The 25,758-nt window shown below is 61.5% G+C and carries 25 protein-coding genes and 1 pseudogene; 8 read left to right on the top strand and 18 right to left on the bottom strand.

All coding sequences use genetic code 11. The annotated features are described in order from the left end of the window. Positions 1-3: 3 nt before the first annotated feature. Positions 4-789 (bottom strand): SGNH/GDSL hydrolase family protein, encoded by a 786-nt coding sequence (locus ABZ677_RS16765; RefSeq protein WP_358371216.1) that lies wholly within the window; start codon positions 787-789, stop codon positions 4-6. Between ABZ677_RS16765 and ABZ677_RS16770 the strand changes: the two genes are divergently transcribed. Next, the gene (locus tag ABZ677_RS16770; RefSeq protein WP_358371219.1) at positions 767-1,186 is read left to right on the top strand and encodes a hypothetical protein; all 420 of its coding nucleotides are present in this window, start codon (positions 767-769) and stop codon (positions 1,184-1,186) included. The two genes, ABZ677_RS16765 and ABZ677_RS16770, sit on opposite strands and share 23 nt — an antisense overlap. 334 nt (positions 1,187-1,520) lie before the next feature. Here ABZ677_RS16770 and ABZ677_RS16775 read toward each other — a convergent pair whose 3' ends face one another. The 5 genes from ABZ677_RS16775 to ABZ677_RS16795 all read right to left on the bottom strand — a co-directional run bounded on the left by ABZ677_RS16775 (position 1,521) and on the right by ABZ677_RS16795 (position 9,256). Continuing rightward, positions 1,521-2,237 (bottom strand): RDD family protein, encoded by a 717-nt coding sequence (locus ABZ677_RS16775; RefSeq protein ID WP_358371221.1) that lies wholly within the window; start codon positions 2,235-2,237, stop codon positions 1,521-1,523. 109 nt (positions 2,238-2,346) lie between these two features. Beyond that, positions 2,347-3,051 carry a DUF4190 domain-containing protein gene (locus ABZ677_RS16780; RefSeq protein ID WP_358371509.1) on the bottom strand — a complete coding sequence of 235 codons (705 nt, stop codon included), beginning with the start codon at positions 3,049-3,051 and terminating at the stop codon, positions 2,347-2,349. A 254-nt stretch (positions 3,052-3,305) separates the two neighbouring features. After that, positions 3,306-5,813 (bottom strand): hypothetical protein, encoded by a 2,508-nt coding sequence (locus tag ABZ677_RS16785; protein ID WP_358371224.1) that lies wholly within the window; start codon positions 5,811-5,813, stop codon positions 3,306-3,308. A gap of 259 nt (positions 5,814-6,072) precedes the next feature. After that, positions 6,073-8,286: a PQQ-binding-like beta-propeller repeat protein gene (locus tag ABZ677_RS16790; protein ID WP_358371227.1), complete on the bottom strand. Its 2,214-nt coding sequence runs from the start codon at positions 8,284-8,286 to the stop codon at positions 6,073-6,075. 124 nt (positions 8,287-8,410) lie between these two features. After that, on the bottom strand, positions 8,411-9,256 hold the full coding sequence (locus ABZ677_RS16795) for a DUF4190 domain-containing protein (RefSeq protein ID WP_358371230.1): 846 nt from the start codon (positions 9,254-9,256) through the stop codon (positions 8,411-8,413). A gap of 134 nt (positions 9,257-9,390) precedes the next feature. Between ABZ677_RS16795 and ABZ677_RS16800 the strand changes: the two genes are divergently transcribed. Then, entirely contained in the window at positions 9,391-10,944 is a 1,554-nt protein-coding gene (locus tag ABZ677_RS16800) for a hypothetical protein (RefSeq protein ID WP_358371233.1), read from the top strand. Between the two features lie 129 nt (positions 10,945-11,073). Here ABZ677_RS16800 and ABZ677_RS16805 read toward each other — a convergent pair whose 3' ends face one another. The 6 genes and pseudogenes from ABZ677_RS16805 to ABZ677_RS16830 all read right to left on the bottom strand — a co-directional run bounded on the left by ABZ677_RS16805 (position 11,074) and on the right by ABZ677_RS16830 (position 14,851). Next, a complete protein-coding gene (locus tag ABZ677_RS16805) occupies positions 11,074-11,325 on the bottom strand; it encodes a DUF2510 domain-containing protein (protein ID WP_358371236.1) in 252 nt (83 codons plus the stop codon). A 30-nt stretch (positions 11,326-11,355) separates the two neighbouring features. Further along, positions 11,356-11,645, bottom strand: a pseudogene (locus tag ABZ677_RS16810) (PH domain-containing protein); the annotation flags it as partial. Positions 11,646-11,948: 303 nt separating this feature from the next. Continuing rightward, a complete protein-coding gene (locus ABZ677_RS16815) occupies positions 11,949-12,182 on the bottom strand; it encodes a hypothetical protein (protein WP_358371239.1) in 234 nt (77 codons plus the stop codon). Between the two features lie 536 nt (positions 12,183-12,718). Then, on the bottom strand, positions 12,719-13,219 hold the full coding sequence (locus ABZ677_RS16820; RefSeq protein WP_358371242.1) for a hypothetical protein: 501 nt from the start codon (positions 13,217-13,219) through the stop codon (positions 12,719-12,721). 684 nt (positions 13,220-13,903) lie between these two features. Beyond that, entirely contained in the window at positions 13,904-14,308 is a 405-nt protein-coding gene (locus ABZ677_RS16825; protein WP_358371245.1) for a hypothetical protein, read from the bottom strand. Between the two features lie 219 nt (positions 14,309-14,527). Beyond that, positions 14,528-14,851 carry an integrase core domain-containing protein gene (locus tag ABZ677_RS16830; protein ID WP_358371512.1) on the bottom strand — a complete coding sequence of 108 codons (324 nt, stop codon included), beginning with the start codon at positions 14,849-14,851 and terminating at the stop codon, positions 14,528-14,530. Positions 14,852-14,925: 74 nt separating this feature from the next. Between ABZ677_RS16830 and ABZ677_RS16835 the strand changes: the two genes are divergently transcribed. Both ABZ677_RS16835 and ABZ677_RS16840 read left to right on the top strand, forming a co-directional pair. Continuing rightward, positions 14,926-15,372 (top strand): hypothetical protein, encoded by a 447-nt coding sequence (locus ABZ677_RS16835; RefSeq protein ID WP_358371248.1) that lies wholly within the window; start codon positions 14,926-14,928, stop codon positions 15,370-15,372. A gap of 76 nt (positions 15,373-15,448) precedes the next feature. Further along, positions 15,449-15,826: a hypothetical protein gene (locus tag ABZ677_RS16840; protein WP_358371250.1), complete on the top strand. Its 378-nt coding sequence runs from the start codon at positions 15,449-15,451 to the stop codon at positions 15,824-15,826. Positions 15,827-15,828: 2 nt separating this feature from the next. On the opposite strand, the gene ABZ677_RS16845 is transcribed toward ABZ677_RS16840, so the two are convergent. From ABZ677_RS16845 to ABZ677_RS16870, 6 genes are all read right to left on the bottom strand, one after another. Continuing rightward, positions 15,829-16,659, bottom strand: coding sequence for a CoA ester lyase (locus tag ABZ677_RS16845; RefSeq protein ID WP_358371253.1), 831 nt, complete (start codon positions 16,657-16,659; stop codon positions 15,829-15,831). Beyond that, on the bottom strand, positions 16,656-17,819 hold the full coding sequence (locus tag ABZ677_RS16850; RefSeq protein ID WP_037190923.1) for an acyl-CoA dehydrogenase family protein: 1,164 nt from the start codon (positions 17,817-17,819) through the stop codon (positions 16,656-16,658). The genes ABZ677_RS16845 and ABZ677_RS16850 overlap by 4 nt, the downstream gene beginning before the upstream one ends. A 39-nt stretch (positions 17,820-17,858) precedes the next feature. Next, positions 17,859-19,229: an MmgE/PrpD family protein gene (locus ABZ677_RS16855; protein ID WP_358371256.1), complete on the bottom strand. Its 1,371-nt coding sequence runs from the start codon at positions 19,227-19,229 to the stop codon at positions 17,859-17,861. After that, positions 19,226-20,443 carry a CoA transferase gene (locus ABZ677_RS16860; protein ID WP_032406923.1) on the bottom strand — a complete coding sequence of 406 codons (1,218 nt, stop codon included), beginning with the start codon at positions 20,441-20,443 and terminating at the stop codon, positions 19,226-19,228. The genes ABZ677_RS16855 and ABZ677_RS16860 overlap by 4 nt, the downstream gene beginning before the upstream one ends. Next, on the bottom strand, positions 20,440-21,003 hold the full coding sequence (locus tag ABZ677_RS16865; RefSeq protein WP_358371259.1) for a MaoC family dehydratase: 564 nt from the start codon (positions 21,001-21,003) through the stop codon (positions 20,440-20,442). Before ABZ677_RS16865 ends, ABZ677_RS16860 begins: the two co-directional genes overlap by 4 nt. A 131-nt stretch (positions 21,004-21,134) precedes the next feature. Continuing rightward, positions 21,135-21,869, bottom strand: a complete 735-nt coding sequence (locus ABZ677_RS16870; RefSeq protein ID WP_358371262.1) for a FadR/GntR family transcriptional regulator — start codon at positions 21,867-21,869, stop codon at positions 21,135-21,137. Between the two features lie 691 nt (positions 21,870-22,560). Between ABZ677_RS16870 and ABZ677_RS16875 the strand changes: the two genes are divergently transcribed. Genes ABZ677_RS16875 through ABZ677_RS16890 form a run of 4 tightly spaced genes read left to right on the top strand, consistent with a single transcriptional unit; the run spans position 22,561 to position 25,694 of the window. Continuing rightward, entirely contained in the window at positions 22,561-23,211 is a 651-nt protein-coding gene (locus tag ABZ677_RS16875; protein WP_358371265.1) for a hypothetical protein, read from the top strand. Between the two features lie 31 nt (positions 23,212-23,242). After that, complete coding sequence (locus ABZ677_RS16880; protein ID WP_358371268.1) at positions 23,243-24,052, top strand: ABC transporter ATP-binding protein; 810 nt, start codon at positions 23,243-23,245, stop codon at positions 24,050-24,052. Next, positions 24,049-24,873 carry an ABC transporter permease gene (locus ABZ677_RS16885; RefSeq protein ID WP_358371270.1) on the top strand — a complete coding sequence of 275 codons (825 nt, stop codon included), beginning with the start codon at positions 24,049-24,051 and terminating at the stop codon, positions 24,871-24,873. Before ABZ677_RS16880 ends, ABZ677_RS16885 begins: the two co-directional genes overlap by 4 nt. Then, on the top strand, positions 24,873-25,694 hold the full coding sequence (locus tag ABZ677_RS16890; RefSeq protein ID WP_358371273.1) for an ABC transporter permease subunit: 822 nt from the start codon (positions 24,873-24,875) through the stop codon (positions 25,692-25,694). Before ABZ677_RS16885 ends, ABZ677_RS16890 begins: the two co-directional genes overlap by 1 nt. The last annotated feature ends 64 nt before the right edge of the window (positions 25,695-25,758 follow it).

Below are 25,758 nucleotides of genomic sequence, written 5' to 3' on the forward strand. Positions count from 1 at the left end.
CGCTCAGAACGCGAGTCGGTCGCGCAGCGCGGACGCTACGACGGAGTTGCCGAGCGGTGTCGGATGAATTGGCGCACCGACATAGAGAGAATCCACTCCAGTGATGCCACCGATCCACGGATCACCGGTGCAACTGCCGTGCCCCTTCGTAGCGGCAAGGGCATCGAAAAAGTCGACTCCCAGGATTCGCGCGGCATCGCGCTGAGCGGCATCCAGCGCCGTCAGGTATGCGATGTAGCCGGCCGCGTTGGGCTGCACTGCAATTGCAGCGCCGACCTGGATGCAGGCCGTTGCTTGGTCACCGACGAACACTTCGGGATATCCGACGAGCACGATCTTGGCATTCGGAGCGTAGTAGCGGACGTAGTCCACGACGGTTCGAACCCGATCGGCGTACGCCTCGCCGGACACCGCCCGGTAGTCGGGCAGTCTGCCCTGGTCCGCCGCATCGAGCCCACACCCGCGGATCACGTCCAAGAGGCAGTCCACCGACGGAAAGGCGCGACCGGGCGAGCTTCCCCAGGTGTCGTTCCAGCCGGCCTGGATTGTCACCGCGCGAGTGGCGGGCCCGAACGCTCCGGCGGCGGCTGCTTTGCGCGCCTGCTGCACCAGAGTGAAGCCCTCGCCGGTGTCGATTGTCCCACCGTTGCAGGACACATCGACGAACCGATCGGTACCGCCGAGACCGATCTGGTCGGCGAGTTGCGCCGGCCACGACGTCGGTGGCCGCACGCAACCATCACCTCGGTCTCCGAGGATGGGCGCGGTGGCGGTGAAAGAATCGCCCATCGTGACCAGTGTCGCTCCGTCCTTCGGAGCAGCTACTGCTGAAGGTGCAGTCAGGAGCATCGAAGATCCGGCAATAGAGAGAGAGCACAAAAGAACAGTCCGGATGATGGAACGTTTCATGAAGTCGTCGAATCTTTCTGCTCACCGGACTGAAGTCCAGGGTTACTTTGGACGCTGGACAAAACAATACTTGCAGGTGGCGGCCATTCCACAATCGATTCATTCGAATGAAGGACACCAGCGCCGCCACTTCGATCGGGTGTTACGTTCACACCGACTCGACGCGAACCGTTTCGATTTCGACAGGAGCACTCATTCGAATGGCCCATTCCCTGAAAGCCATCTCTGCAATAGCAGCGGTATCGTTGTCGCTGCTACTCACCGGCTGCGGAGATGACGACACAACTGCACCGGAAACGACAACCACAGCAACACCCACGACGACCGTTGCCAGCACGTCGCCGGAATCACCGACTACAGAGCCCACACCCGAGGATGTCCTGTCTCCTGCCGCAGAGTTCACCGCGCCGGAACCTGCTCCTGCCCCAGCACCAGTGGAACAAGTTCCGGTGGAACAAGGACCCGAGCCGGCACAGGTCGAGCAGGCTCCCCCGGTTCTTCCCGATCCTGGCTTCGAGCCTCGCCCGGGCTACTGATCCCGCATTACTTCGACACTGCAACGAGCCGGCCCCTCACTTTCGACTAGGCGAGGGGCCGGTTGCGTGCGCAAACTACCGGGTGGCGATCACGTCGGCTTCCGCCAATTTGTCGTGAAATCCTTGCAGGTTGGGCGAATTGCTGATCGAAACGATGAGTGCGATCGATAGTCCGACCGTCGCGATGTTTCCGAGGATTCCTACTGTTCCTCCATACATCATCGATGACATCGTGCCCGCGAAATCCTGATCGCTGCCGAGCATGACCAGGGACGAAATTACCGCGCCGAGATACATCGGCAGCACGAACGCGTTGCGCTTGAATGCTTGCCCGAGACTGAGCTGTCCACCTGCTACCGAGCGAACCTTGATTCCCAGAATCAGCTTTCCCACAGTTGTACCGAACACGGATTCAGCGACGAGGAAATAGGCGACGGCACCGAGCGAGATGATCAGGCTGATCACTCCGGACGTTGTCCGGTAAGCGTCGTAGTCGAAGCTACCTGCGAGCGCAGTCGATGAGATGAGGCCACCGATGAACGACACAATGGCGATCAGAACGAAGTCGAGCAGTCGGGCTGCAACCCGCATTCCCGTTCCCGCCAGGCGCGCACCGTCGTGGGTGTAACGATGTTGCCCGGGCGGCCCCGAGGCGTACTGCGGCTGCGCGGGAGGTACCGGGTAGGACGAGGTACCGTGCCCCCACTGCTGCTGCGGCGGAGACGGAGGGGGTGGCGGTGGCGGCGGCGGACCGGTGGGTACGCCTTGATTCGGGATTTGCTCGTTCGTCATGCGGTATTCCGATGCTCAGGCAATGGGTTCCCCGAAGCTTCACATGATGCTCGCCCGATCGGTATCCACCGTTCGGATGATCACTGTTGCAGCCGTGTCATCGACAGGTTCAGACTGCGTACAGCCTCCCGATGAACACCACGTAGGCAATGGTCAGCCCAACGTAGACCACGATCGCAATGTAGCCGAGAACCAATCCGGCAGTGGCCATTCCGGATCCACGCTCACCACTTCGTCGAATCTGACCGCGCGCGACATGCCCGAGCACCACCGCGATGATCCCGGAACCGAAGAGCCCGAATACCAGAGACAGGACAGCTGTCGTATTGGTGCCCGACGACGTCTGCACAGCCGAATAGTTCGGCGCGGCCTCATATTCGCGAACCAGCGCAACGGGGACATGCCCAGCATTCACCGCGGGCATCTTGACCAGTTTGTCGATACCTACTGCCAGCCAGGCGAAAACGGTCAGACAAAGTACGGCTGGTACCGAATTGGCCAAGACCCCTCCTCCCGCTACACGATTGCCCACAAGAAGGGTGAGCGCCATAGTGCACACAGCCGCAAAGGGGGTCAAGAACAGCGAAACAAGCGACCGACGACGCACGAGAACCCATGCAGCGAGCGCGCATCCAGCGGCCAGCAACATCGTCACGCCAGACAGCGGCCACGTAGTAGCAAGCACTGCCAGCACAGTGGCAGCGACCCGCCTGCCCACACCAGCATCCTGTAGCCATGCAAAGACGAGAAAGCCGACGACGGCAACTGCGGACGCGATCACCCGTTGGGCCCAGTTTTCGGAGAAGCCCAGCATCGACAACGCCAGTCCTGCAACAATGCCGGCGACCAGAGCAGTAACGGCAAGAATTTGACGTTTAGCGGAGTTGGATGCCGGAGGTCGGTAAGAGGACTCGTAGCCGAAATACGTGTTGTAGCTCGTTGTCGGTCCACCAGGGACGTTCGATTGCGGTGGAGGAGCCAGGGGTGGAGGAGGCGGGGGCGGTGTGTGCGCCGACGAGGACCACGGCTGAGTGGGTGGAGGAGGCGGAGGCGGAGGCCCGATGGTCGTCATCGTCGTTGAGCCAGAGCGTCGTTCACGGCTGAATCACCGAGTTCTCCAAGCCAGGTCAACAATCCTGGATAGGCGTTGGGGTGCCCGGCAACGATCACGCGAAGGTCGGGCCGGTGTTCAGCAACACGAAACAGCACCGCCGCGGGGCACATCGGGTCCGAGACTGCCGACTTGTCCTCGTCGGTAGCAACCTGTTCCGCAGTCTCGACAGGCAGCGACGCCGAGTGTGTAGGAGCAGTTTCGGGATTCGCGACAACCGTGCTCGGGGCGTCGGGCTTAGATTCGGCAGCTACGCCGGATATAGCCGTTTCGTCTGCAGTGGAACGCTTTTCCGATCGACGAGTAAGAGCGGCATCGACCTCGGGGTCTCCCAGTTTGCCGAGCCACTGGAGCAGATCGTCGTATGTCGACGGATTCGCGGCCACAAGTGGGCGCAATTCCGGTGAGTTACTGGCAATGTCGAACAGCACAGCAGCCGGAGTACCAGGGTCGGTAGCGGCGTGTTCGCGCGACGACGCAGGGGGGTTGGAAACGACCACGGTGGGTGCCTCGGTCACCCGTGGAGCCGGTTGGCTGCGGTTCTGCGCAGGCCCCAACCGACCTGACTCTCGTTGCGCCAGAGCAGCATCCACCGCAGGGTCCCCCAACCGCCCGAGCCAGGTCAGCAGGTCGGCGTAGGTCGACGGGTTCGCAGCCACCGCCGGTCGGAGTGACGGAGAGTTCGTGGCGATCTCGAACAAGGTCACCGCCGGAGTGTTCGGATCCGACGCTACCGAATCCCCAATGCTGGTCTCTTGTGTGGTGGCTGTCGACGGTTGCGGTGACGAGTTGTCGGTTCGGCTGGCTTTCTGAAGGCTCGGCCGGGCATCCGCGGCGGAGTCGTCGGGCGACGACGTCCCATCCGGGGGGACCTCGGAATGGCCGGGCACCCCTTCAGCCAGGCCGAACTGCCCTGCGGCGCGGCGAGACAGGGCGGCGTCGACGGCGGGGTCACCGAGCTTTCCGAGCCACACGATCAGGTCCTCGTAGGTCGAGGGATTCGCAGCTACTGCTGGACGCAGGTCCGGTGATGTCGTGGCGATCTCGAACAGTGTCGCGGCAGATGTGCGCGGGTCGGACGCGGCGTCGACGGGCCCAACGATCTGCTGGGACTGCGTGTACTGCGCCTGCGGGGAGTGAGGCTGTCCGTAGCCACCGACCGGCGAGGGACCTGCTGTGACCGACGCGAAGAGGGACACCCCGGAGTAGAGGTCACGCACGGCGGGTGCGACGGCAACCGACAGGGCGATGATGATCGTCGAGGCGCTCATCGCCAGGTCGAAGACCCAGACGCTGGGAAAGTCGGAGTCGTACATGATCGACTGAGTAATGAGTCGACCGATCATCAGCGCCAATAGACCCAGACAGATTCCGATGACCACCTCTCGCGAGGGTCGCGGATCCGGCGAGTTGTAACGAAATGCCAATGATTGAGCTCCGACGACCGCCAGTACACCGATCAGCAGAGCGAAGACAGCGAGAGCAATCGATTCGCCGACGTCGTTCCAGCCCGACACCGCTTGGGTGATGACGTAGGCGAGCAGCGAGAATGCGGTGCCGAAGCTCCAGAATGATATGACTCGAAGTCCGTTCCGGGCTGCATCGAGCCATACGTATCCTGCGTGAGTGGCGTCGGTGGCCGCGGGTAGCCCGAACGGCAGGTAGGCGATCACACTGGCCGCGACGAGCAAGGTGATCGCATAATAGGGACTTCCGAATGCGTTGTGAAACAGCTCTACTCCGGTCAGATCGTCGAACGAGAGAAAGAACGCACCGACGAGCAGGGCAGGGCCGAGGCCTGCAACCGTGAGCCTCCAGGACTCGAAGCGGTTGGCCGCCCCGGCCGCTATCACACCCAGCACCACGACCGGTACTCCCGCCGAAGTCACTCCACCGACCAAACTTTGAAGAACGTAGCCACCGTCCGACGAATACCGACTCGCCGATACCAGAACGAAGATCAGAGACAGTAGGCCGGATACGACTGCCAATCCGGCTGCAACGATCAGTAGCGGTTTGATCCACCCCAACCAACGGCTTCCTGCGCGTGAGTCCATTCGTAGCTCTGCTGCACGAGGTTGCGCGGCCAAGAGTGCACCCGCCACACCGAACCACGCAGCCGAACCGATCCCGTCGCCGGTGAAAATCGACGAGGTTTCGCTGAAGCGAAACATCCCTCGGATCACGTCGTACAGAAGGAATACCACCACCATCGCGATGAGCGGACCGTTCAGAGCGAGTCGCAGCACCCGCACCTGGCCGACCTGCCAGTTCTGCCCCAGCATTCCCAAGCGCGCGAAGTAGGGCAGGCCGAGCGACGCCAAGGACAGCAAGGTCAGGAGAACAACGAGCGCGATGATGCCACCCGATCCCCCGCGTGTGATGCCGAACTCGAGCGTCCACGGCAGAAAGAACGAGACGAAGAGCAGGACGCCGGCCACGCCGTCCCGAATGTAGTCTCCCACCGGTATATCGGTGAAGGCCGACCGCGCTGGAGCACGGTTCTGCTGCGGAGGTTGTGGCGGCGGTGTCCCGGGGTAGCCGGGCGGTGGCGGGTAGAAGGTAGGGGGTTGAGGCGCACCGCTGGTAGTCGGTTGACCGTACTGATATTGGTTTTCTCCGGGCACGCGCCGAGCTCCTCGGGGGATATGGACAGTGGGCTGAATTATCCGACGGGGATGGGGAATTGAACAGTCATTTGATCGGTGGACGATGCTCCACCGATCACCGTCGGTACTTTGTGGTGCCCGAAGAATCTCGGCTGTTGCTCACGATCTTCGCGAAACACTGATCGAGGGCGATGTTTTTCGAGTCGCACCATCCGTTGGCTGCGTCCGCATCGGCAAAAGTCAGGCCCGCAACGGTGATCCACCAACCGCGCAGATCGAATGTTCGCCACTCGTCACTCCACAGCAGCCGTACTTCCGGATACATCAGTCTCAACTGCAAGTGTTGACGCAAGATCTCTTCGGCCGTCCACCGGACCTGAGCGCCGTTGATGTCAGCGGCGTCGAGTCCAATTCGCTTGGAGGAGATCTGCGCCACCCATCGGTCGGCCAAATCGCCTCGGACGTAGGGCAAATCGGCGTTGGCCTGTGCCCTGAGTGCGTCGAGGCTTGTGGTCTCGACGTCGGCGGTGGTCGGCGCTGCGCTACGTACGGCCGTGATGGGGCTGTTTGTCCGAGCCTGTGACGGAGAGCCGGTCGTCAAGCTGGAGTCGCTCGTTCCCTCGTCCTCGCATTCGACGAGTTGGGAGCCCGACGCCGTTGCGTCGGTCAGGCTGGAGGACGAACCGAGACTGTTCGGTAGTCGCCAGAAACTGTCGAGTTCGTACAGGAATTCGCGCTCGATCGAGTTCGTGGTGTTCGTTCTGTCCGTCCTCGGCAGATAGACGGGCGAATCCGAGAAGTCGAACACTGCCGATGCGACACTGGATCCGCTGTCGGTGATCGATACCCTCATCGCGTTCGTCGAGACGATGTCTCCGCCTGGACAGGACGCTTTCATTTCCATGCGCACAACGAGACCCTCGGCCTGTGTGCGATATTCGATCGGCGTGAGAACGGGAGTGCTGCCGCACTTGGTAACGAACTGGTCCTCGGAATCCCCGTTGTCTCCGGCGCTCGGGAGCCTGCCGGGTACACCGGACGCTCCCCCGGTCGGCGGGTAATAGCTGAAGGCGTCGTTGGTGATGGAGGCCAGCCCGTCGTGAGCCTTACCCCACCTCGCGTAGCCGTCGTCACCGTCCAAGAACCAGCTGGTTGTGCCGTCCGTCAGGTTCACTGCAACGAGCCCGTCGTCGACGCTGAGCAGGACTTGCTCACCATCCGATTCGACGAACTGGAGGTTCTCTCCCACTCGCGTAGACCAGAGCTGCTCACCGGTGTCGAGTCGATACCCGGACAACGTCTCCGTATCCGTTCCCAACACGATGTCGCCGATAACCTTCTTGAGCGAGAAGTATTCGCCCCCTTCCACAGTCCATAGAGGGGATCCGTCCTCGATGTTGTATGCACCATCGGATCCCACGAACGGACGACTTTCGGACTCGGCGACCAACCATGGGTCTGCCGGGTATTCACGCTCAGCTCGAAAAATCTCGGTGCCATCGCCCGACGAAACGGCTGTGGTGTATCCGTCGTCAGAAATGGGCATTTCACACAGAACCCCGGCGAAGCCCTGGCCGGGCAACCGGACGAAGCTTCCGAGATTCGGATCGGAAATCAGTCGCCCATCGGCCGCGTCGAGAGCGATGGTCCGGATGCTCGAAAAGTGCACAATGCCCTCGGAAACGTCGAAGTGATGAGCATCGCCCGACCCGACACATTGGGTATCCCACGACTCAGTGGTCGACCACTGAGCATCGAGGTCGCGCTGAGTTCCGCGAGCGATCGTGTAACCGCCTTGGAAGCTGTCGATGGTGAAAACAGAGCCGTCGGACACTTCGACCATTTCCGCCGACGGCCGATCGACCGTGGACCGGACGTCACCCGTCTCGATATCGTAGAACTGGACCTCCGCTGCCCGCTCGCCCCGCTTGCTCACCACGCACGGCAGAGTGGAGTCGATGACGTTTGTTGCACACGTGATGGTTCCATCGGCGGGGGTATGCCATTTCACGGCTCCCGTAGCCGCGTCGACTGCAACGACCTCGGTCTGTTGTCCGGGTCCGGTGCCCACTGTGGTCACCAAGGTCGATCCGATCTCGGTGAAGTTGGCGACGCCGTACGTAGCCGACAGAGAGTCGGGCCACAGGAACGATCCACCCGGCAGTACTTCATCGACCGACAAGGACCAACGCTCTTGGGGCTGAGTGGGATACGTGTTCGTCAGTTGGCCGGCGACTGGCCCGTCGTCGGAGTCACGCAAGAGGTTGACCGCCGTCAGGCCGCCTGCAGCAAGTGCACCGACCACCACAACGGCCACGGAAGCGATCACCCAACCCCGCCTACGCGTTGCGACTGCTGGGTGCTGAGAACCAACGGGCGGTGGCGGGGGCGGTGGCGGTGGCGGTGGCAGAGTCACGAGCGAACTCTTCTTGTGGTGGCTCGCAGGCCCGCGGTCATTGCTCGGTGAGACACAGCACGACGATCGGATTATCGGTACTCACCCAGTCGTACGAGCAGTCCGAGGCACTCGATCCTCGGCTCGTCACGCGATGAGTAGCACTGGCCGATCCGCACGATGCCTCCGTGACCGTGACAGAGTTGGTCCCGTCTCCGTTCGATGATCCAAGTATCCGCGAGACGCAATCGCCTACGGAGGCGTTTTCGATAACCTCGGCCGTACTTGCCGAGTCGTACGTCGGTGCCGTGCTGGAGTACGTCGAGTACGACTGAGAAGTTTGAGTGGCGTAGTAATCGGACGAGTAGGTATCCGAATCGAAATTGTCGATTGCACTGCTGAAGGCATTGGCGATCATCATCAGCCACACGATCGACAGAACCATCAGCGTGGTGAAGATGTAGCCGATGATCAGGCCGGCCAGGGCAAGTCCGCGGCCCTGTTCACCCGAGCGCTTGATCTGTGACAGCGCGATGTGCCCCAGCAAAATCCCCAAGGGCGCGAGAATCAGCCCGCCGACCAACGCTGCAATCGCCAGACCATTGGTGCGCGGTTGTTGCTGGTATCCGTAGGGCTGCTGCCCGTTCCAGTACGGCTGCTCATGGCCCGGGGCCGGAGGCAGAGAGGGAGGAGGGGGAGGTGGTGGGGGCGGCGGAATGCTCACCGGGAAAGCCGTCCATTGCGCATGCCGGAAATCTACTGGCACCAGTATGCGGAATGCAGTCCTCTGTTCGGATGACCTCGGGTACAGCCCCGAAGCGGGTGTCATCCAATCGGTCGACTTCTCAGATCGCGGATCGGTGCAACAATCGCCTTGCTTCGGCCCCTCAGATCGGATGGACAATGTCGTCGTTTCGCTTGCTTGTCGCACCCTTGACGGTTCTGTGCCTGGTGGCGGCTTCCTGCAGTTCCGAGGGCGACACTGCGGGCACTGCACCATCAGGTACACCGCAAACAGGAAATTCTGCGGTAGCCAGCATGGAGACGGACGGTGCCAGCGCGTCGCTGGACGTCGACGGTATTCGAGTCACAGCGACCGCACGCTCCGAAACTGCTCCGCCGGGGACATCTCTGACCATCGCACCTACGAGCGACCCCATCGAAGGTTCCGACAGTCAAGTTATCCTGGACGAAACGGACGCTGTTGCAATCGAACTCGACGGCGGGGCGCAACCGACTTCCCCCATCGAATTGACATTTGATCTGTCAGACCGACCTGAGCTTGCAGAATTGATCAGCGACACCGTCCGACCGCTTGTTCGATCCAGCACCGCGGGCGAGCCAAGTTCCTCAGATTATGCTTCGGCTGATTGGGATCCGGTCACACGGATCGTATCCGCGAGTACGTCCCATCTGACGGACTTCCAACTGGTCATTGCCGACGCAGGTAAAGCGTTCGATCAGTTGATCGCCGATATGACAATGAGTTCCGGCCCTACCGGTAGCTCTTGCAGCACCGAGCTCACCATCGATGGTGCCGACTACTCTCTTGCATCCACCACACCGGATGCACCCGTACAGGGGTGCTTGACGGATGTGGACGGCGTTGGGATCGAGTTCGCCAACTTTTCGGATCAGTACTACGGCGTCTCCTCAGCCCCGAACGGCACGTATTCCAACACCGGCCCGGTGGGTAGCAATGAGCTTCTCGCCACGTGGCTACACAGTAGGTCCGGGGATGGCCTCCTACTACCGCAAACGGGTGGCCGAGTCGTGTTTCCGCAAGGGACCGCCGAGGCCACAGTGAATGTCGACGTGGACCCTGTCGCGCTCCAGCTGGGAACCATTCTCACCGGCGTCGGCATGCTCGGAGTCGACGGCGATGCCCTCCTCACTGCGTTCGAGACCAGCACTACCGCATGGCAGTGCTTCACATCCACAGCCGAAGTGATGCGCACCTACGGCAAGATCGACGCCCGTCAGTTCCGCGACGTGTTGGCGGACGTTGCACAGTGTGGGTTGGCGGCCGGACAGCTGGCCAACGGTTCGGCGAGGAACCGCGCGCTTCACCGGATGAGCGTTGCCGTCTCACTTTTCACCGATCTACCGGATGCCCTGATCGCGAACGCGGCTGGAGCATGGAATGAAGTAATCGGCAACAATCATCTGATATTTTCCCTGAAGTCGACTACTCCGGATGCGAGAGATTCGGTGCCGGTGGCACCTTCATCCAATCTGGTGCCGCTGATCATCAAGGGTCACGGAAGCCCTGCCGACTCAGGGACCGAGATTGCGCCTAATCACTTCGCGGTTGGCTCGATATTGAAGGACGATGGAGCGCTCTATGCGAGCCTGAACCTGCACTGGGAGACCGACAACGGCAAAGGCGTGGGCCAATATTGCGTAGAGAAATCTCAGGTCCTCGACGCATCCGGATCTGTAGTGCTTACTCGAGAGCAAAAACTCGGTGGTTGCGACAATGGAGGAGGATGGGGTTTCAACGTCGGACCCGGTTCTTACACCTACGTCCTGGATGTCGATGTTCGTGATGGGGAATCACTTCATGCCGAGCAAAGCTTTCTGGTCGAGTGACCAGAGATGCTGAGGCAACGCCATAAACCCACCGCACACCATCCTGGCCCCGAGTCGCTACCTCATCGAAGACTGTCGTTGCTGCGAGATCGACTTGATTGAGTTGCACCTGTGACTCTGCCCGGCAGGTTAGAGCGTTGTGGGCGGGACCGGGCCGGTCGGGGCGACTGCATCGGTCCACCGCACGCCGTCGAACCATCTGAGCTGGCGTGGGTTTCCGGGGTCGACATACCAACCCGGTGCGGCTATGTGAGTAAGCGCGGCTGCGGCCGAAGGACGTCGACGGTTCGAGGCGAGAACGGCATAGACGATTGCGCCGATGATCGCTATCGGAATCATCAGAAGGAACAGGAGGATCAGAATGTGCCAGGGGCTTGCCATTGGGGTGATTCTCTCTCTTGGTGCCGAAATTCAGGACACCACGAAGTGCGAAAGAATCGCTTGGACCTCGTAGATGTCGACCTGCTTGGTGAACTGCTTCTGAATAGTTTCGCATCGCCCGATATCCAGATCTTCAACTCGGCGTCCAGTTCGAAAGTTCCAGCGGTTTCGATAGCGAAGTGTGTGATCGAACAGTAGAGCACGCTGCGGTACTCGACCTCTCTACTGGTGATCCCTCGCTTGTCGATCACCAGCAACCGGCTGTTGGTGAACAGAAAGGCATTCCGAACCAGCTGATATGCCGCGTGAATCTGACCTCCGCTAATAGCCGGCCGTACGACGGCTGACGATCTACCGAAATAGCAATTTGGACAACGAATTCAGCGTCTGAATTATCGAAAAAGATACAAGCACCAAACCCCTAACTCAACATCGAATCATGAGAACCTGAAAGTATGATCGCCGTAGCCAACGCCCGAATAGTTTGAATGCAACCATACGAGCAGCACGAATCGTGACGCCACTGCGGTTCGCACGCATTCCTCAATGCGCCGCCCCATCCTCGATTTCCAAATGTCCAGCACGGCAGACTCATACCTTTGATCATAACTCGAATTCCTAAGTCAGTCGCGATACAGGACGAAGGTTCCGACACCGTCGGAAGGAAACGCACCGCGTACTGAACTATCGGAGACGGTCAGAAAAAGATCCCCGGTGCATTCTGTGCCGGGAGTGATACTCTTCTCCGCTACTCGAACCGTCGATTCGTCCCGATCTTTCTCAGTCCACGTGACACTGCAACCCTCATAGGTCGCTTCGCCGCGCAGCGGATTCGACTCACTGATCACGGCGCTCACATCGTAAGTCTCGCCATCCACGAAGAAGCGCCCGCTCCAGTTACCCGATAGATCACGCTCATCCGGGACCGCATAACCAAGGGCCCACCACGCACCTACTACCAGAACAACAATCGCTACTATCGACGCCACGAGAGGTAGTGCCCGCCGACGTCCCCGACGTTTCTCCCCGGGTGACGTCGGAGGCGGCGGTGGCGGGGCTGGTGGTGGTGGTGGTCCGACGACAGAGTCGCCGAGTCGAGGTTCTGGCGTCGACATTGGCAACTCCGATTCTTCTACAAACAGGGTGGTTGACCTCGGCTGAAATTGCCAAGACTGCGATGTACAGTAACTGAATGAATTTGGAACTCGCGCGTAGCTAAGGGCAGCCCCGGCTCTCGGTATCGATCTCCACTAGGCTTCTATCCATCCCGCTTACGCAAAGTACGTACAGAGTATCCGGCGGGTTTCAACTACGGGCAAGAACTCCAAACCTTTGTCATAACTTGAAGGAAACCCGGATGGCCCCGGGTGGCGTTGGTGGAGAACGCTACCTGTCAGTTTTTGTGTATCGATAGTGTCATTCCCTCGAGTTCGGGAATGCTCGACCATGTGAGCGTGCCGGTCAGTGTGTTTCCAGCCGAATTCAGCTGCCACTCACCCGACGTGGCGCAGTCATCGTCAGATTGGTATGTGCTGCGTGTGTCGACGTAGATCGTCCCAAAATTTCGGCTTGTCTCGAATACATCAACCTTGCAACTGCTCCCATCGTGCAGAAATGTGAACGACCCCTCTATGGGATCTGAATTATGCAATTCTGCAACGATGCTCGACGGGGTACCGTCCACATATTCTGTAACGCCCTCCCATGCCCCTTCCAGATCAGGCGTCGAACTCACGGCTGCAACGGAGTTGTTGATAATTTGATTAGTCCGCCATGTGTTGAACACCCAAGCTCCCAGCGCCAACATCAAGACTGAGGCCGAAACTGCGCTGAAAACAGCAATAATGATCAATAGATTCTTGTTCGAACCGTTGTTATTCGCCTCGACGTTCATGCCTCAACCCTGCCCGTTGATTTCCATAGCCACGGCACTCGATCCAGTTGTAGAAATCCGAAGGTTAAATCGCGAAGCCTTCCATTAATATTCAGCAGTACCTGACCGCCAAATCCACGAGAGCTCGTGCATTGCCAGTTCCCCCGGTATGACAAAACTGGACCTCGCGCGATGGGCTCAACCGACATTGCGGCAACAGGAAACACGAATGCCAGGACTGAGGCATCCATGGGCATCGAGGTGGCATGACCGGCTGCGGTGGCATACCCACCGTGCATCCGATCCGCCTTCACGGCGGTGCCAATAGGTGCGCAATCCACGATCTGCACAGTTGGTTGACGATCGTGCACGTAGCCCACTGGAGCTACGAGCGGCGGGAGCAGTTCGGGGATGAATACTCGACCGAACCGACTGAACAAACTGGATCTCCTTGCGCGCGCGAGCGGTGTAATTAGTGATTCGAAGATCCCGAACAGGCTTTCCAACGGAATCATTCACGGCCCTGCTCACGGTACACACTGCTGCCTGTTGTCGCCGTCATCTGATTGGATGAAAGTCACCCTATTCGCAGTTCATAACGATCACCTCACGACAACCCAAGCCGCCGCATTCTTGGCTGTAACCCTTTAACTAGCCCATAGGCCAATCAAGGGCTACTGGACTCTGACGCGTGGGCGCGCTGCATCACTCGTCTGTCTCGCACGTGACATCGAGGTCCACCGGCACAGCGGAGCCATCAGCACCTGTCACGTCACCGACGAACCGGTAAACACCACCATCCTGCGTCACAGACACAGCACCGGGCTCCACCTCGAGGTTGACGAGAATATCCCTCCCGCCCAGGTGATACTCGAAGTGCTTTACGTCGGCCCAGTCTTCTCGCGTAAGAATGTAGAGAACCGCATCGGCGTCCGAGGACGACTCACCGGACCATGCCTCGATCAACTTCCTGCCACTGTCCATGACCGCGCATCTCGACTGACCGACAACCCGTACGCCGTCACCGTCGACAGTTCCCTCAACGACGGACCTAAGGGCAGCCGGTTCGTCCGACGAACACCCGACCGAGCTGGCGATTACGAAAAACACGATCCCAAAAAAACGACGATGCACCAGCGCTACCGACTTTCCGCGATCCGATCACCGACACACTTTTGCGTACGGCGTTCATTCAACGTTCCCGAGTGTTGCTCTCCAAAATTGTGGCGGAGCAACACGGAGTGTAGCGGTGCCAGGTTTATTCGGAGGCAGCGTGAACTATTTCGAGCTGGCCTTGTGGCCGCCGAGAAGGCAGTTGATGTTTGGGGTTCAGCCGACACCTCTGACGAGCGGCGGTGGCCGGTCCACGATAGTCGGACCACCGCGTTCTATCGCCCCAGTGTGATTAATGTGAGTCGATCTCGCAGCCCACGGGTCGGTGGGTGTGGGTGAATTGGGCACCGTACTCAGCTGACGGTCCAGAGACGAGTGGCGAGGTCGATTGTTGTGGCCGTCTTTGAAGTAGCCGATCACGACCCTCGCTTCGAGCAGGCTGGTCCAGTGAATTCGGTTGAGGCACTCTTTCCGTAGGCGGTTGTTCAAGGATTCGATATGTCCGTCGTTCCAAGGTGTGCCAGGTGGAATGTACGAGATACCGACACGGTCGCGGCAGAACTATTGCAGCAGAACGACAACGCCGGCGACGGCACCCTCCTGATACTTTCCCGGTGGTCGTCGTTGCCGGTCTGATCGGCGTGACGCTGAGGATGACGCCCGTGCTGATTCTGGTCGGAACGAGCTTCTCCGGCCTGAGTTCGGGCGTATCGACCGAGCACTTGCTGCCGATATACGCAGGCACCGGAGTTTTGGCCTACGTGCTCGGAGTCACCTCGGTTCGGTTGCTGCTCAGAGCAACTCATGATCCGTTGTCGTCCCGGACGACCAAGGTTGTGGCTGCCATTCTCCCGATTGGAGGTGCCCTCGCCTCCCTCGTCGGAACGGGGACTGCGTGGATTCTCGGATTCTCGACGACGGCATCCACTTTCGTCGCCGTGATCGTGGCGGTGTTGTGCGTACTCGTAGCCAACTTTGCGCTCGCGTGGTCGCGGGCTCTGCGTACGACAGCGTTGGAGCTCGAGGGTCAATCGCCGCGCCGACTAGAGTTGTGCGCGTGACCGCCTCCGTCAACGCCACTCGACCGGGCTTGTCTAGCTCGGACCAAGCAGTGATCGAGAGAGGAAGCCGAAGCCGATGATCATCACCGGGTTGTTCTTCGCCGAGTATGCGCGAGCCTCCAACGACATGCTCGACATCCTCGGCGGCGTCTGGGATACCTGCACGGTCCCTCGCGAGACTCGGATGCTCGAATGCCGACTGGTCGCACTGTTGCAGACGGGACCCGATGACATCGGTATGGACTTTCCCGCGACTCTCGAAGTGCTCGACGCAAAAGGCGAACACATCGTGAATCAGCGTGGCCTGCAGATCCCCGGTGCCGGCTTCACCGGCGAGAATCGATTCTGGTTCCTGCCGATGCAGATGGTGTTTCGCGACGAAGGACGGCACAACTTCATTCTCAGCGCAGGCGGGGCCACCGCGAGCGTCGGGCTTCGCATCGCCTTCGGCTGACGTCAGGTGCTGATCGTGTCCCGCGCGGCACGTTCCACCACTCGTCGAGCAGTGCGGGCCACAGCTTCGTCGATCAGGAATCCCTTGTGGTCGACGGCCACACCGGACTCGGCACGTTCCAAGTCGGCCAACAGTTCCTCGGCTTCGCGCACTTCCAGCTCGGACGGCACGAACACCGTCCGCACAGGAGCGAGTTGAGCCGGATGAATACACGCACGCCCGACAAAACCGAGACCAGCAAGCGTTCGGGTATCGGCCTCGAACGCATCGGCATCGCGGAAGTTTCGAGACACCGCGGCAGGCGGCGGATCGATCCCCGCCGCCACACTCGCTGCGACCACCTGGGCGCGCACGAACGACAGCGACTCCGCGGAGCCGTCGACGCCCAGATCGGCGGCCAGGTCCACCTCACCGATCTGAAGAAACTTGACCCGAGGGGCACGGGCGATCTCGAGAGCGGCGAACACTCCGGCGGCCGTCTCGATGAGGGGCGAGACCACCGCGCTACTGCCACCCAGAAGAGCGTCGGCCTGCTCTATCTCGCGAGCAGAGGACACCTTCGGCAGCCAGATGCCGGTCAGGTTCGGATGCAACACTGCACGAATATCGTCCTCCTGCAACGGCCCTGGGTTCACCCGCACCCAGATCTGCACGTCACCCGGTTCGCAGGAAGCAACCCACGCGACAACCGTCGCACGGGCATGGTCCTTGTTCGCCGCGGTGACGGCGTCTTCGAGATCCAACACCACCGCGTCGGTACCCGATGCCAGTGCCTTGTCGAAGCGCTCCGGCACGTCCCCTGGAACGTAGAGGTACGTCAGAGCCGACCTCATCCGATCACTCCCGTACCCGCGACGAGGGACTTCGCGATGACGGTGCGCATGATGTCGTTGGTGCCCTCACCGATAGCCATCAACGGGGCGTCCCGGTAGAGGCGTTCGACGACGAACTCGGTGGAGTAGCCGTAGCCACCGTGAATACGCATGGCTTCGAGGCTGGCTGTGATGGCGGCTTCGGAGGCGAAGTACTTCGCCATGCCCGCTTCCATGTCCACGCGCTTGCCCGAATCCGCCTGCGATGCAGCCCAGTACGTCATCAGCCGCGCAGCCTGGAGCTGGGTCGCGATGTCTGCGATCTTGAGCTGGATGGCCTGGAACTCGGCGATGGGCTGACCGAATGCGGTGCGCTGCTTCGCGTATTCGAGGGCAGCGTCGTAGGCAGCCTGCGCGATGCCGACGCTGCGTCCGGCGATGTTGAGGCGACCGATCTCGAGGCCCGACAGCGCCTGCTGCAGACCACGACCCTCCACACCACCGAGCAGAGCGTCGACGGGGACGCGCACGTCGGTGAACGTGATCTCACACGACTCGGTGCCCTTGTATCCGAGCTTGCCCATGTCGCGCTGCACCTCGAAACCGTCGGTCGTGGTGTCGATCAACAGCAGCGACATGCCCTTGTGCGCCGGCGTGGTCGAGGTGTCGGTCTTGACCAGTACCGGGAGCACATTCGCATGCCGAGCGTTGGTGATCCACGTCTTCGCACCGTTGACGACGTAGTGGTCGCCGTCGCGCTTGGCGGTGGTCTTGATGCCCTGCAGGTCGGTTCCGGCACCGGGCTCGGTCAGGCCGACTCCCGTACGCCATTCACCGGACCCGAGCTTGGGCAGCAGAGTCTTCTTCTGCTCCTCGGTGCCGTGCTTGCCGATCATCCAGCACGAGAGGTTGTGGCTGCCGAGAATTCCGGCAACGCCCATCCATCCGCGGGCGAGCTCCTCGTAGACGAGGGTGAACGAGACCTTGTCGAGGTCGAGTCCGCCGTACTCCTCCGGCGTCGTGATCCCGAACAGGCCCATGGCCTTCATGTGTTCGACGATCTCGGTGGGGTACCGGCCCGTCTTCTCCCACTCGTTCGCGACCGGGATGATTTCCTTGTCGACGAAGGTGCGCAACGCTTTACGGAAGGCCATCTGCTGCTCGTCGTACGTGAAGTCCATGATGATGTCCTGTCGATTGGGGTGTCGTCGATCGAAGTGTCAGGGTGCCGGCGCGATGGCTGCGGCGAGATCGAGAATGGCGGTCAGGTCGGTTTCGTCGACCAGTCCGAGGATGCGGTCGGCGAGCTCGGCGGCACGAGAATCGTTGCCGCAGTTGCCGAGAAACTTCTCCAGCAGACGGTCGTCGCTCAAGGGGAATCCGGCGGATCCTTGACTGCCGCCGACGGAGGCGTCGAGCACTCGTCCGTCGGTGAGGGTGAGAACCGCCCTGCCCGACGCGGCCGCCGCGGGAACCTCCGACGGGAGGTTGGTCACACGCACTTTGCGGGCGGTGACGAGGACGTCGTCGCGTGCGATGGAGTCGTCGGTGTAGGTCGAGACGGTGATCGCTCCGTCGTGCAGTAGCGCGGCCACACTCCAGGGCAGATCGAACTTGCCGTCGTAGGTGCTGCGCGGTGACGCAACCCCGGTGTTCGGTCCGCAGACGAACGGGCTCGAATCGGGGTGAACGAACACCTCGATGTCGGCCACGTCGCTTGCTCGAGCCGCACTGTCCCCGAGCGCCTTCGTCACTGCATCGAGCGTGACGTGCATGAGCTGGCAACTGGGGTACGGCTTGATGCCGATCCGCGTGGCTTCCCACCGCGTGCCAAGTCCTTCTGTCAGTGCCGCGAAGTTCGTCGGCCGATCGGTCAGCGCAGCGTAGATGCCGCGTCGACCTTCGAGGACCGACGATGGTCCGGTGGCACCGGCGGCGGCGAGTCGGGCAGCCAGAACACCGTTCATGCTGGCCGATCCGGGATGCAGTGCCTTGGTGTCGGCGTCGGTATCGAGAAACTCGAGCAGTCCCGAGCTCGACGATCCAGCGATCCCCAGGGCGTTGACCAACGTCTCGGTGTTGAACTTCGAGAGGTGTCCGGTGACGAGTGCGGCCGTCAACGGTCCCACCGCCGCGGTTGCGTGTACACCCCGAGCGTGGAATCCGTGCGGACTGACTTCACCGAGACGGCAGGCCGTTTCGAGGCCGAGAGTCGCGGCGGTCAGCACGTCCGCCCCGGAGGCCGACACCTGCTGCCCGACGGCGAACGCCGCGGGAAGAGATACGGCCGTCGCGTGAACCAATGCTCCCGCGTGCGTGTCGTCGAAGTCCAGTGCATGCAGCATCACCCCGGTCGCGAAGGCGGCTGCCGGCGCGGACAGACCTCGGGTGCCGGTGAGAGGCCGCGCCTCAGGTGGCCCGCCGAGAGCGTCGGCCACCGTCCAGCCCGGCCGGCCGTAGCCGAGACGTTGGGCCGCAACGGTATTACCGACGCCATCGAGTAGATGACGGGCAGCCGCGTGTCGGACGTCCTCGGACAGGTCGGCAACGGTCACACTCGATGCCCACTCCGCCAAGATCGTCGAGGTCACGCCCGCACCTCGTCCTTCGCCGTACCGAAGGCGCCCTCCGCCTTCAGTTTCGCGACGCGTTCGTCGTCGTAGCCCAGTTGGTCGCGCACGATGTCGTCGAAGTGCTCGTTTCGCTGGGGCGCTCGACGGTACTGCTTGGCCTCGGAACCGAAGTTCACCGGGGACGCGACCTGACGCACCGTGTTGTACACCGGATGTTCGGTCTCGACCACAAGATTGCGTGCGAGCGTGTGCGGTTCGGTCAGTGCGTGCTCGACGTCGTTGATCGGACCGGTCGGCACCCCGGCCGGGCCCAGCTTCGAGAGCCAGTGCTCGACGGTATTGGTGGCGAACACCTCTTCCAGGATCGGCAGCAGCACGTCCTGATGCTTGCCACGGAGCGAGAAGTTGGTGAACCGTGGATCGGCACCGAGGTCCGGGCGATCGATGGCGACGACGAGCCGGTCCCAGAACTTCTCCTTGGCGCAGCCGACGATGAGCCAGCCGTCCGTCGCCTCGAAGGCCTGGAACGGAACCAGGGACGGGTGCGCCGAGTTCTTCGTACGGATCGGTTCGAAGCCGGCGTTGAGATGCCAGGTCGCGGGATAGGTGAGCAGAGACATCGCAGTGTCGTACAGCGAGACGTCGCAGTCACCGCCGATGCCGTCGCGTCGGGCAGCGTGCAATCCCGACAGCAGCGAGATCGCGGCGACGAATCCACCGGAGTAATCGACCAGCGACAGACCGGATTTGGTGGGCGGGCCGTCCGGGTCGCCGGTGACGCTCATCCAGCCCGCAAGTCCCTGCAGGATGTAGTCGTAGCCAGGCTCCTTCGCGCGAGGGCCGGTCATGCCGAACCCGGTGAGGCTGCAGCACACGATCGCGGGATTGAGGTGCTTGAGCTGGTCGTAGGTGATGCCGATCTTCTCCGGCACGTCACCGCGGAGGTTCGAGTAGACGGCGTCGCTGGTACGGACGAGGTCCTCGAACACCGCTCGCCCGCTCGGGGTCGAAAGATCAAGGGAGAGACTGCGCTTGTTGCGATTGAAGCTCTCGAAAAACAGTGAGTCCTCGCCCTCGTTGTAGGGCGGAACATAGCGACCGACATCGCCGCCGACGCTGGGGTCCTCGATCTTGATGACATCCGCGCCGAGATCGGCCAGATGCAAGCTGCCGAACGGGCCTGCGCCGTACTGCTCGAGCGAGATGATGCGGACGTCTTCGAGTGGCCTCATGCGTCGGAATCTTTCGTCTGTAGTTCAAGGTCCGCGGGAAGTTCGAGCGGGCCATTCTTGGATTCGGGGAAGTAGTTCTGCCCGATGCCACTGTCGCGGGTGGCGACCATGACCGAGCGCTTCCACGAAATGACCTCGACGCCATCCTGATTGAGGCCGCGGGTGATCATCGAGACGATGCCTGCGTAGGGGCGTGACTCGGACTTACGCAACCCGGTGCAGATGCTTTCGGCGTACAGGGTGTCGCCTGCGTACACCGGGTGCGACATCTTGATGTCGGTGAATGCGAGGTTGGAGATCGCGTTCTGGCTCATGTCGATCACCGAAAGCCCCAGTACCACCGAGACTGTGAAGCCGGAGTTGACGATGACCTTCCCATCGGTGATGGGGTTCTGCGACGCCAGGTGCGCATTGAAGTGGTTCTGGTTGGTGTTGAGCGACAGCAGCGTGATCCACGTGTTGTCGGTCTCCGAGATCGTCCGCCCGAAGGGATGTTGGTAGACGTCCCCCACGGCGTAGTCGTCGAAGAAGCGCCCCAGAACGGCCGGATGGATTGCCACCGTGTCTCCTCGTGTCGGTTTGGCGAGTGCCTTACCTAGACCATAAACATCAGACGTTTACGGCGTCAAGGGTTCAGCGAGACCGATAATCGACGGACTTCAGACAGAACGGCTCGATAAAGAGCAGATGTTTACGGGTTGCGGAGTCGATCCATCTGTCGGTACGAGTCGCCGAGGTGGTCGAGATGCTTACGCATCAAGTCCATCGCGGCCATCGAATCACCGGCGGCCACCACGTCGAGCAGTCCCCGATGGTCACTGTCGACGCATTGCCAGAAGCCCTCGGGCGCGTGATCGCGACCGAACCGGCCGGACAGGACACGGAAGACGGGTGCGGTGATGAGCTCGAGCAGCGGGTTATGGGCGGCACGGAGCAAGACGAGGTGGAATTCCTGGTTCTTGGCGAAGGTTTCGGGTCCCTGCACGTCGTTGGGGTCGAAGATCGTCGCGTTGAGCTGTTCGAGATGCTCGTCTGTGCGGCGGAATGCAGCGATGCCTGCGGCCGGCACCTCCATCAGATTGCGGACTTCCATCAACTGGTCGACAGTGACGGTTTCCGCGGCCGCCATCAGGGCGACACCGGTTTCCAGGTGCTCGCTGATGTGTCCGACGCTGGGGACGGCGACGAAGCTTCCCCCGGTCACTCCCCTGGTCGTCTCGATCAGGTTCTGACTGGCCAGGGAGCGAAGGGCCTCACGAATGGTGCTGCGGCCCACGCCGAACTCTGCGGTCAGCTCCGCTTCGCCGGGGAGGCGCTCACCGGGCTGCAATTCACCCGACAGGATGCGAGTGCGCAGATGTCCGGCGAGGACCGCATACGCGGGGACGCTCTTGGCTGTGCCCTTGAGCGATGCCGATTCGGCCACTTCTCCCCCTGCTTCTCGACGACGGCTGACGATCGGCTCGAGCCTAGCGTGGCCGAACTTACGACATGCACCGATCGCGCGCACGGTGCTCGTTGCATCGATGCCACCGTCATACATCTGATGTTTTCGACCAAAACTGCCCGAATCGACGCATCGAGACGCACATACGCGCCCCTTGACGGTCTATATATCTTATGTTTAGGTAGATCGCAGCTGTTACTTAGGTCTCACCACACCTGAGGTTGTGGCAGCCGACATTCCAGACCTCGGCAATGCGCGGACTACTTCGATCCGTGCGACGCCGATCATTCAGCGAGGACGCAGATGCATTTACGCCGAGCCACGTCCATCATGGCAGTTCTGACGCTGTCCACCGCATTGGTGGCCTGCGGATCAGATCCCGGTCCCGACGCGGACCCCGCCAATCCGGTCACGATCGACGTCACCGTCTCGGCAGCGGCCGAAATCTACAGCATCCCTTGGCTTGTCGCGCAGCAGCAGGGACTGTTCGAGAAGCACGGTGTGATCGTGGAGAACATCGTGCCGGGCAAGGGCGGCAGCGCGACCATGCGCACGCTGCTGGACGGCAACATTCCCATCGGCGAGGTCAGTTACCCGTCGATCGTGCAGGCGGACGCGGCCGGCTCCGAACTGCGCATCGTCGGCGGCGGCACCCCAGGGGCCGTACCCGATGAACTTCTACGCGCTCGCCTCCAACCCGAACATCAACTCCATCGAGGACGTCCGCCGCTGGGCCTACACCCGGCCCAACTCGGCGTCCGACGCCCTCACCCGCCTCATTCCCTCACTGGCGGGCGTCGACGCCGGCCAGATCGAACGGGTCGCCTCCGGCGGAATCGGCGAGGGCTTCGCGCTTCTCGAAGCCGGCAACGTCGACATCGCCCTCGTCCCCTCCATCGTCGCCGAACAGCGGCCGGAGGACTTCAAGCTGATCGTCAGCAGCCCCGACTACATGTCGCGGTTCCTGCAGTCGACGATCACCACGACCAAGGACTACGCCGCCAGCAACCCCGGCGTCGTACGAGCCATCAACGCCGGCTATACCGAGGCAGTCGCGTCGATCAAGGCCGATCCTGTTGCGGCAGCTGAGATTTATGCGAACTACACCGGCTTCGACGTGGAGTCGGCCACCGCGGTGGTCGAGCGGGCGTCGTCGGTCGACACGTGGGGCGGCGGGTTCGATACGGCGTCCGTCATGTCCGCGCAGGACGGAGTGGAGGCGTCGGGCAGCGATCGTGAACCCGATTTCTGCACCCTGTTCGACCCGGACTTCCTGGCCGAGGGAGTCACGAACGACATGCCCGACGACTGCGAATCCTGACCACAATTTCCCACCACCAGAAGGTAGCGACGTGACGCAAACATCGGTTCGACCTCACCAAGACACCACCTCGGCCATCGCCGTCGCCTCCTCGGTGTCGAGACACTTCGGCGACGTGACGGCCCTGCACGAGATCGACTTGTCCATCGGCAGAGGTGAATTCGTCTCCGTAGTCGGCCCCAGTGGCTGCGGCAAGTCGACTCTGCTCGAGGTGTTCGCAGGCCTCCAGGATCACGACGGCGGCACCGTGCAGATCGACGGTCGGCCGTTGACCGGACCCCGCTCCAAAACTGCGGTGATCTTCCAGGAATCGGCGACGCTGCCCTGGAGGACCGTCCGCGACAACGTCGCGTTCGCTCTCGAAGTCCGGGGTGTCGGCAAGCGGGACAGGCGAGCGCGCGCCGACGAGTTGCTGAACACTGTGGGGCTGTCCAAGTTCGGCGACCACTACCCCACTCAGTTGTCGGGCGGCATGCGCCAGCGTGTGGCCATCGCGCGCTGCCTGTCCATGGAGCCCGACCTCATTCTCGCGGACGAGCCTTTCGGCGCACTCGACGAGCAGACGCGGTTGGTCATGTCGTACGAGCTTCTCAAGATCGTCGAAAAGCTCACGTGCGGAGTCCTGTTCATCACCCACAGCATCCAAGAAGCAGTACTGCTCTCCGATCGCGTGCTGGTGATGAGTGCGCGGCCCGGCCGATTCATCGACGAGGTGGACATCGATCTCCCTCGCCCACGATCCGAAGACGTGCTGGCCAGTCCTGACGCTGTGGCTCTGCACGAACGCATCTGGTCACGGCTGCGGGACGAGGCCAAGAAGACGATGAGCATCGAACCATGAGTGCCCCCACGCGCGAGAGCACGCGCGCCTCCGTGGTCCCCGGATACGTCCGGCCCGCCCCCTCCACCCAACTCGGTCTCCCTGCCTGGGGATGGACGGTGCTCATCCTCGTCGCGGCACTGGTGGCCATCGACATCTCGGCACGGTTCTTCGCCTCACCGCTGGACATCGTTCCGGTGACCGACATGATCTCGACGTCGCTGGGCCTGCTGACCGACCCTGACTTCCTGATCGACGAGTTGGGCCGAACGTTAGGCATCATCGTCCTCGCCTTCGTGCTCAGCTCCGTACTCGGTGTCGCCGCCGCGTACGTGCTGTGGCGGTACGAGCTGTGGGACAGAGCATTTCAGCCGTATCTCAACGTCTACTACGCCGTCCCGACGTTTGCGCTCTACCCCATCATGGTGGTGTTATTCGGTGCTGGCGTGGCACCGATCGCCATTCTGTCGACCATCTTCGCCTTCGGTGTGGTCGCGTTGAACGCGCGCACCGGTTTCAACGCGGTGTCGCCGATCGTCACCAAGCTGGGAACCACACTGATGCTCACGCGGTGGCAGTACTTCCGGTCGGTGCTGCTGCCGTACGCGCTGCCGAGCATCGTGACCGGACTCAAGCTGGGGCTCTCATATGCCGTCATCTCCGTGTTGGCCAGTGAGTTCATCCTCTCGACTCAAGGCCTGGGCCACTTCATCTCCATCGCCTACGACGGGTTCGACATCGCCGACATGTACGCCGGAATCCTCATCGTGGCGCTGATCGCTTTGCTCTCGACCTCGCTGATCTCTCTCGCGCTCAACCGATTCGATTGGAGGCGCCGCTGATGAGCAGCACCTTGGACAGAGTAGCCACCGTCCCAACAGTTCCCCCGAAGGTGACCTCGTCTGCGGGCCGCACCAACGCCCGACGGTTCCTCCCTCCTCTGGTCGTGGCCGTCGTCGCGGTCGTGATCTGGTGGGTCGCGGCGGTTCTCGTCGACAGTCTCATCTTTCCGACGCCTGCCGAGGCCATGGCCTCACTCGTCGAGGACCTGGGCAAGGCCGACTTCCGGGCCAATGTCGGCGACTCCCTGCGCATCCTCGTGCTCGCGTTTCTCGCCAGCACAATCGTGGGCTCACTGCTCGGCCTGACACTGGGACTGAGTCCGTTCTGGACCCGAACCATCGCCCCGATCGTCTACTCGATCAACAGCATCCCGAAGATCGTGCTGTACCCGATCTTCCTGTCGTTCCTCGGCATCGGCGCATTGAGCCGATTCGGCTTCTCCTTCTACGCCGCCTTCATCCCGATGTTCCTCGTCGCGGTCGAGGCGACGGCATCTGTCCAGAGAATCCACCTGAAGATGGCGGCGTCACTGCAAGTGAGCTGGCCCAGATTGATTCGCCAGATCGTGATTCCTGCAGTGCTACCGGCGTTGGCGACGGGTATGCGCATGACCTTCGGCTTGGCGTTCCTGGGACTGCTTCTTGCCGAGATGTTCTCGTCGTCCAGCGGCATCGGATACGAACTTCTGCGCAACGTCAGCCTGGTACGGATGGAAAACATCATGGGTACGGTTGTGTTGATTCTGGTCATGGCACTGCCGCCCACGATTGCGCTGCAGTGGTTGGAGAGCCGCATCACCTCGAAATACGGCAGTCGGTGAAGGAGCCGCGCGTATCGATGCCTCGGATCGATTGTTAAGCCCAACGTACCAAGCAGTCCCAGGC

The organism is Rhodococcus sp. NPDC006774, from assembly GCF_040636045.1.
Lineage (GTDB): Bacteria > Actinomycetota > Actinomycetes > Mycobacteriales > Mycobacteriaceae > Rhodococcoides.

Coding starts and splice junctions, on each gene's coding strand:
- ABZ677_RS16765 (WP_358371216.1), bottom strand. CDS start 789: ATGGGCGATTCTTTCACCGCCACCGCGCCCATCCTCGGAGACCGAGGT.
- ABZ677_RS16885 (WP_358371270.1), top strand. CDS start 24,049: ATGAGTGCCCCCACGCGCGAGAGCACGCGCGCCTCCGTGGTCCCCGGA.
- ABZ677_RS16805 (WP_358371236.1), bottom strand. CDS start 11,325: ATGGCAAGCCCCTGGCACATTCTGATCCTCCTGTTCCTTCTGATGATT.
- ABZ677_RS16800 (WP_358371233.1), top strand. CDS start 9,391: ATGGAGACGGACGGTGCCAGCGCGTCGCTGGACGTCGACGGTATTCGA.
- ABZ677_RS16780 (WP_358371509.1), bottom strand. CDS start 3,051: ATGCTGGGCTTCTCCGAAAACTGGGCCCAACGGGTGATCGCGTCCGCA.
- ABZ677_RS16850 (WP_037190923.1), bottom strand. CDS start 17,819: ATGGACTTCACGTACGACGAGCAGCAGATGGCCTTCCGTAAAGCGTTG.
- ABZ677_RS16840 (WP_358371250.1), top strand. CDS start 15,449: ATGATCATCACCGGGTTGTTCTTCGCCGAGTATGCGCGAGCCTCCAAC.
- ABZ677_RS16820 (WP_358371242.1), bottom strand. CDS start 13,219: ATGAACGTCGAGGCGAATAACAACGGTTCGAACAAGAATCTATTGATC.
- ABZ677_RS16875 (WP_358371265.1), top strand. CDS start 22,561: ATGAACTTCTACGCGCTCGCCTCCAACCCGAACATCAACTCCATCGAG.
- ABZ677_RS16845 (WP_358371253.1), bottom strand. CDS start 16,659: ATGAGGTCGGCTCTGACGTACCTCTACGTTCCAGGGGACGTGCCGGAG.
- ABZ677_RS16860 (WP_032406923.1), bottom strand. CDS start 20,443: ATGAGGCCACTCGAAGACGTCCGCATCATCTCGCTCGAGCAGTACGGC.
- ABZ677_RS16775 (WP_358371221.1), bottom strand. CDS start 2,237: ATGACGAACGAGCAAATCCCGAATCAAGGCGTACCCACCGGTCCGCCG.
- ABZ677_RS16890 (WP_358371273.1), top strand. CDS start 24,873: ATGAGCAGCACCTTGGACAGAGTAGCCACCGTCCCAACAGTTCCCCCG.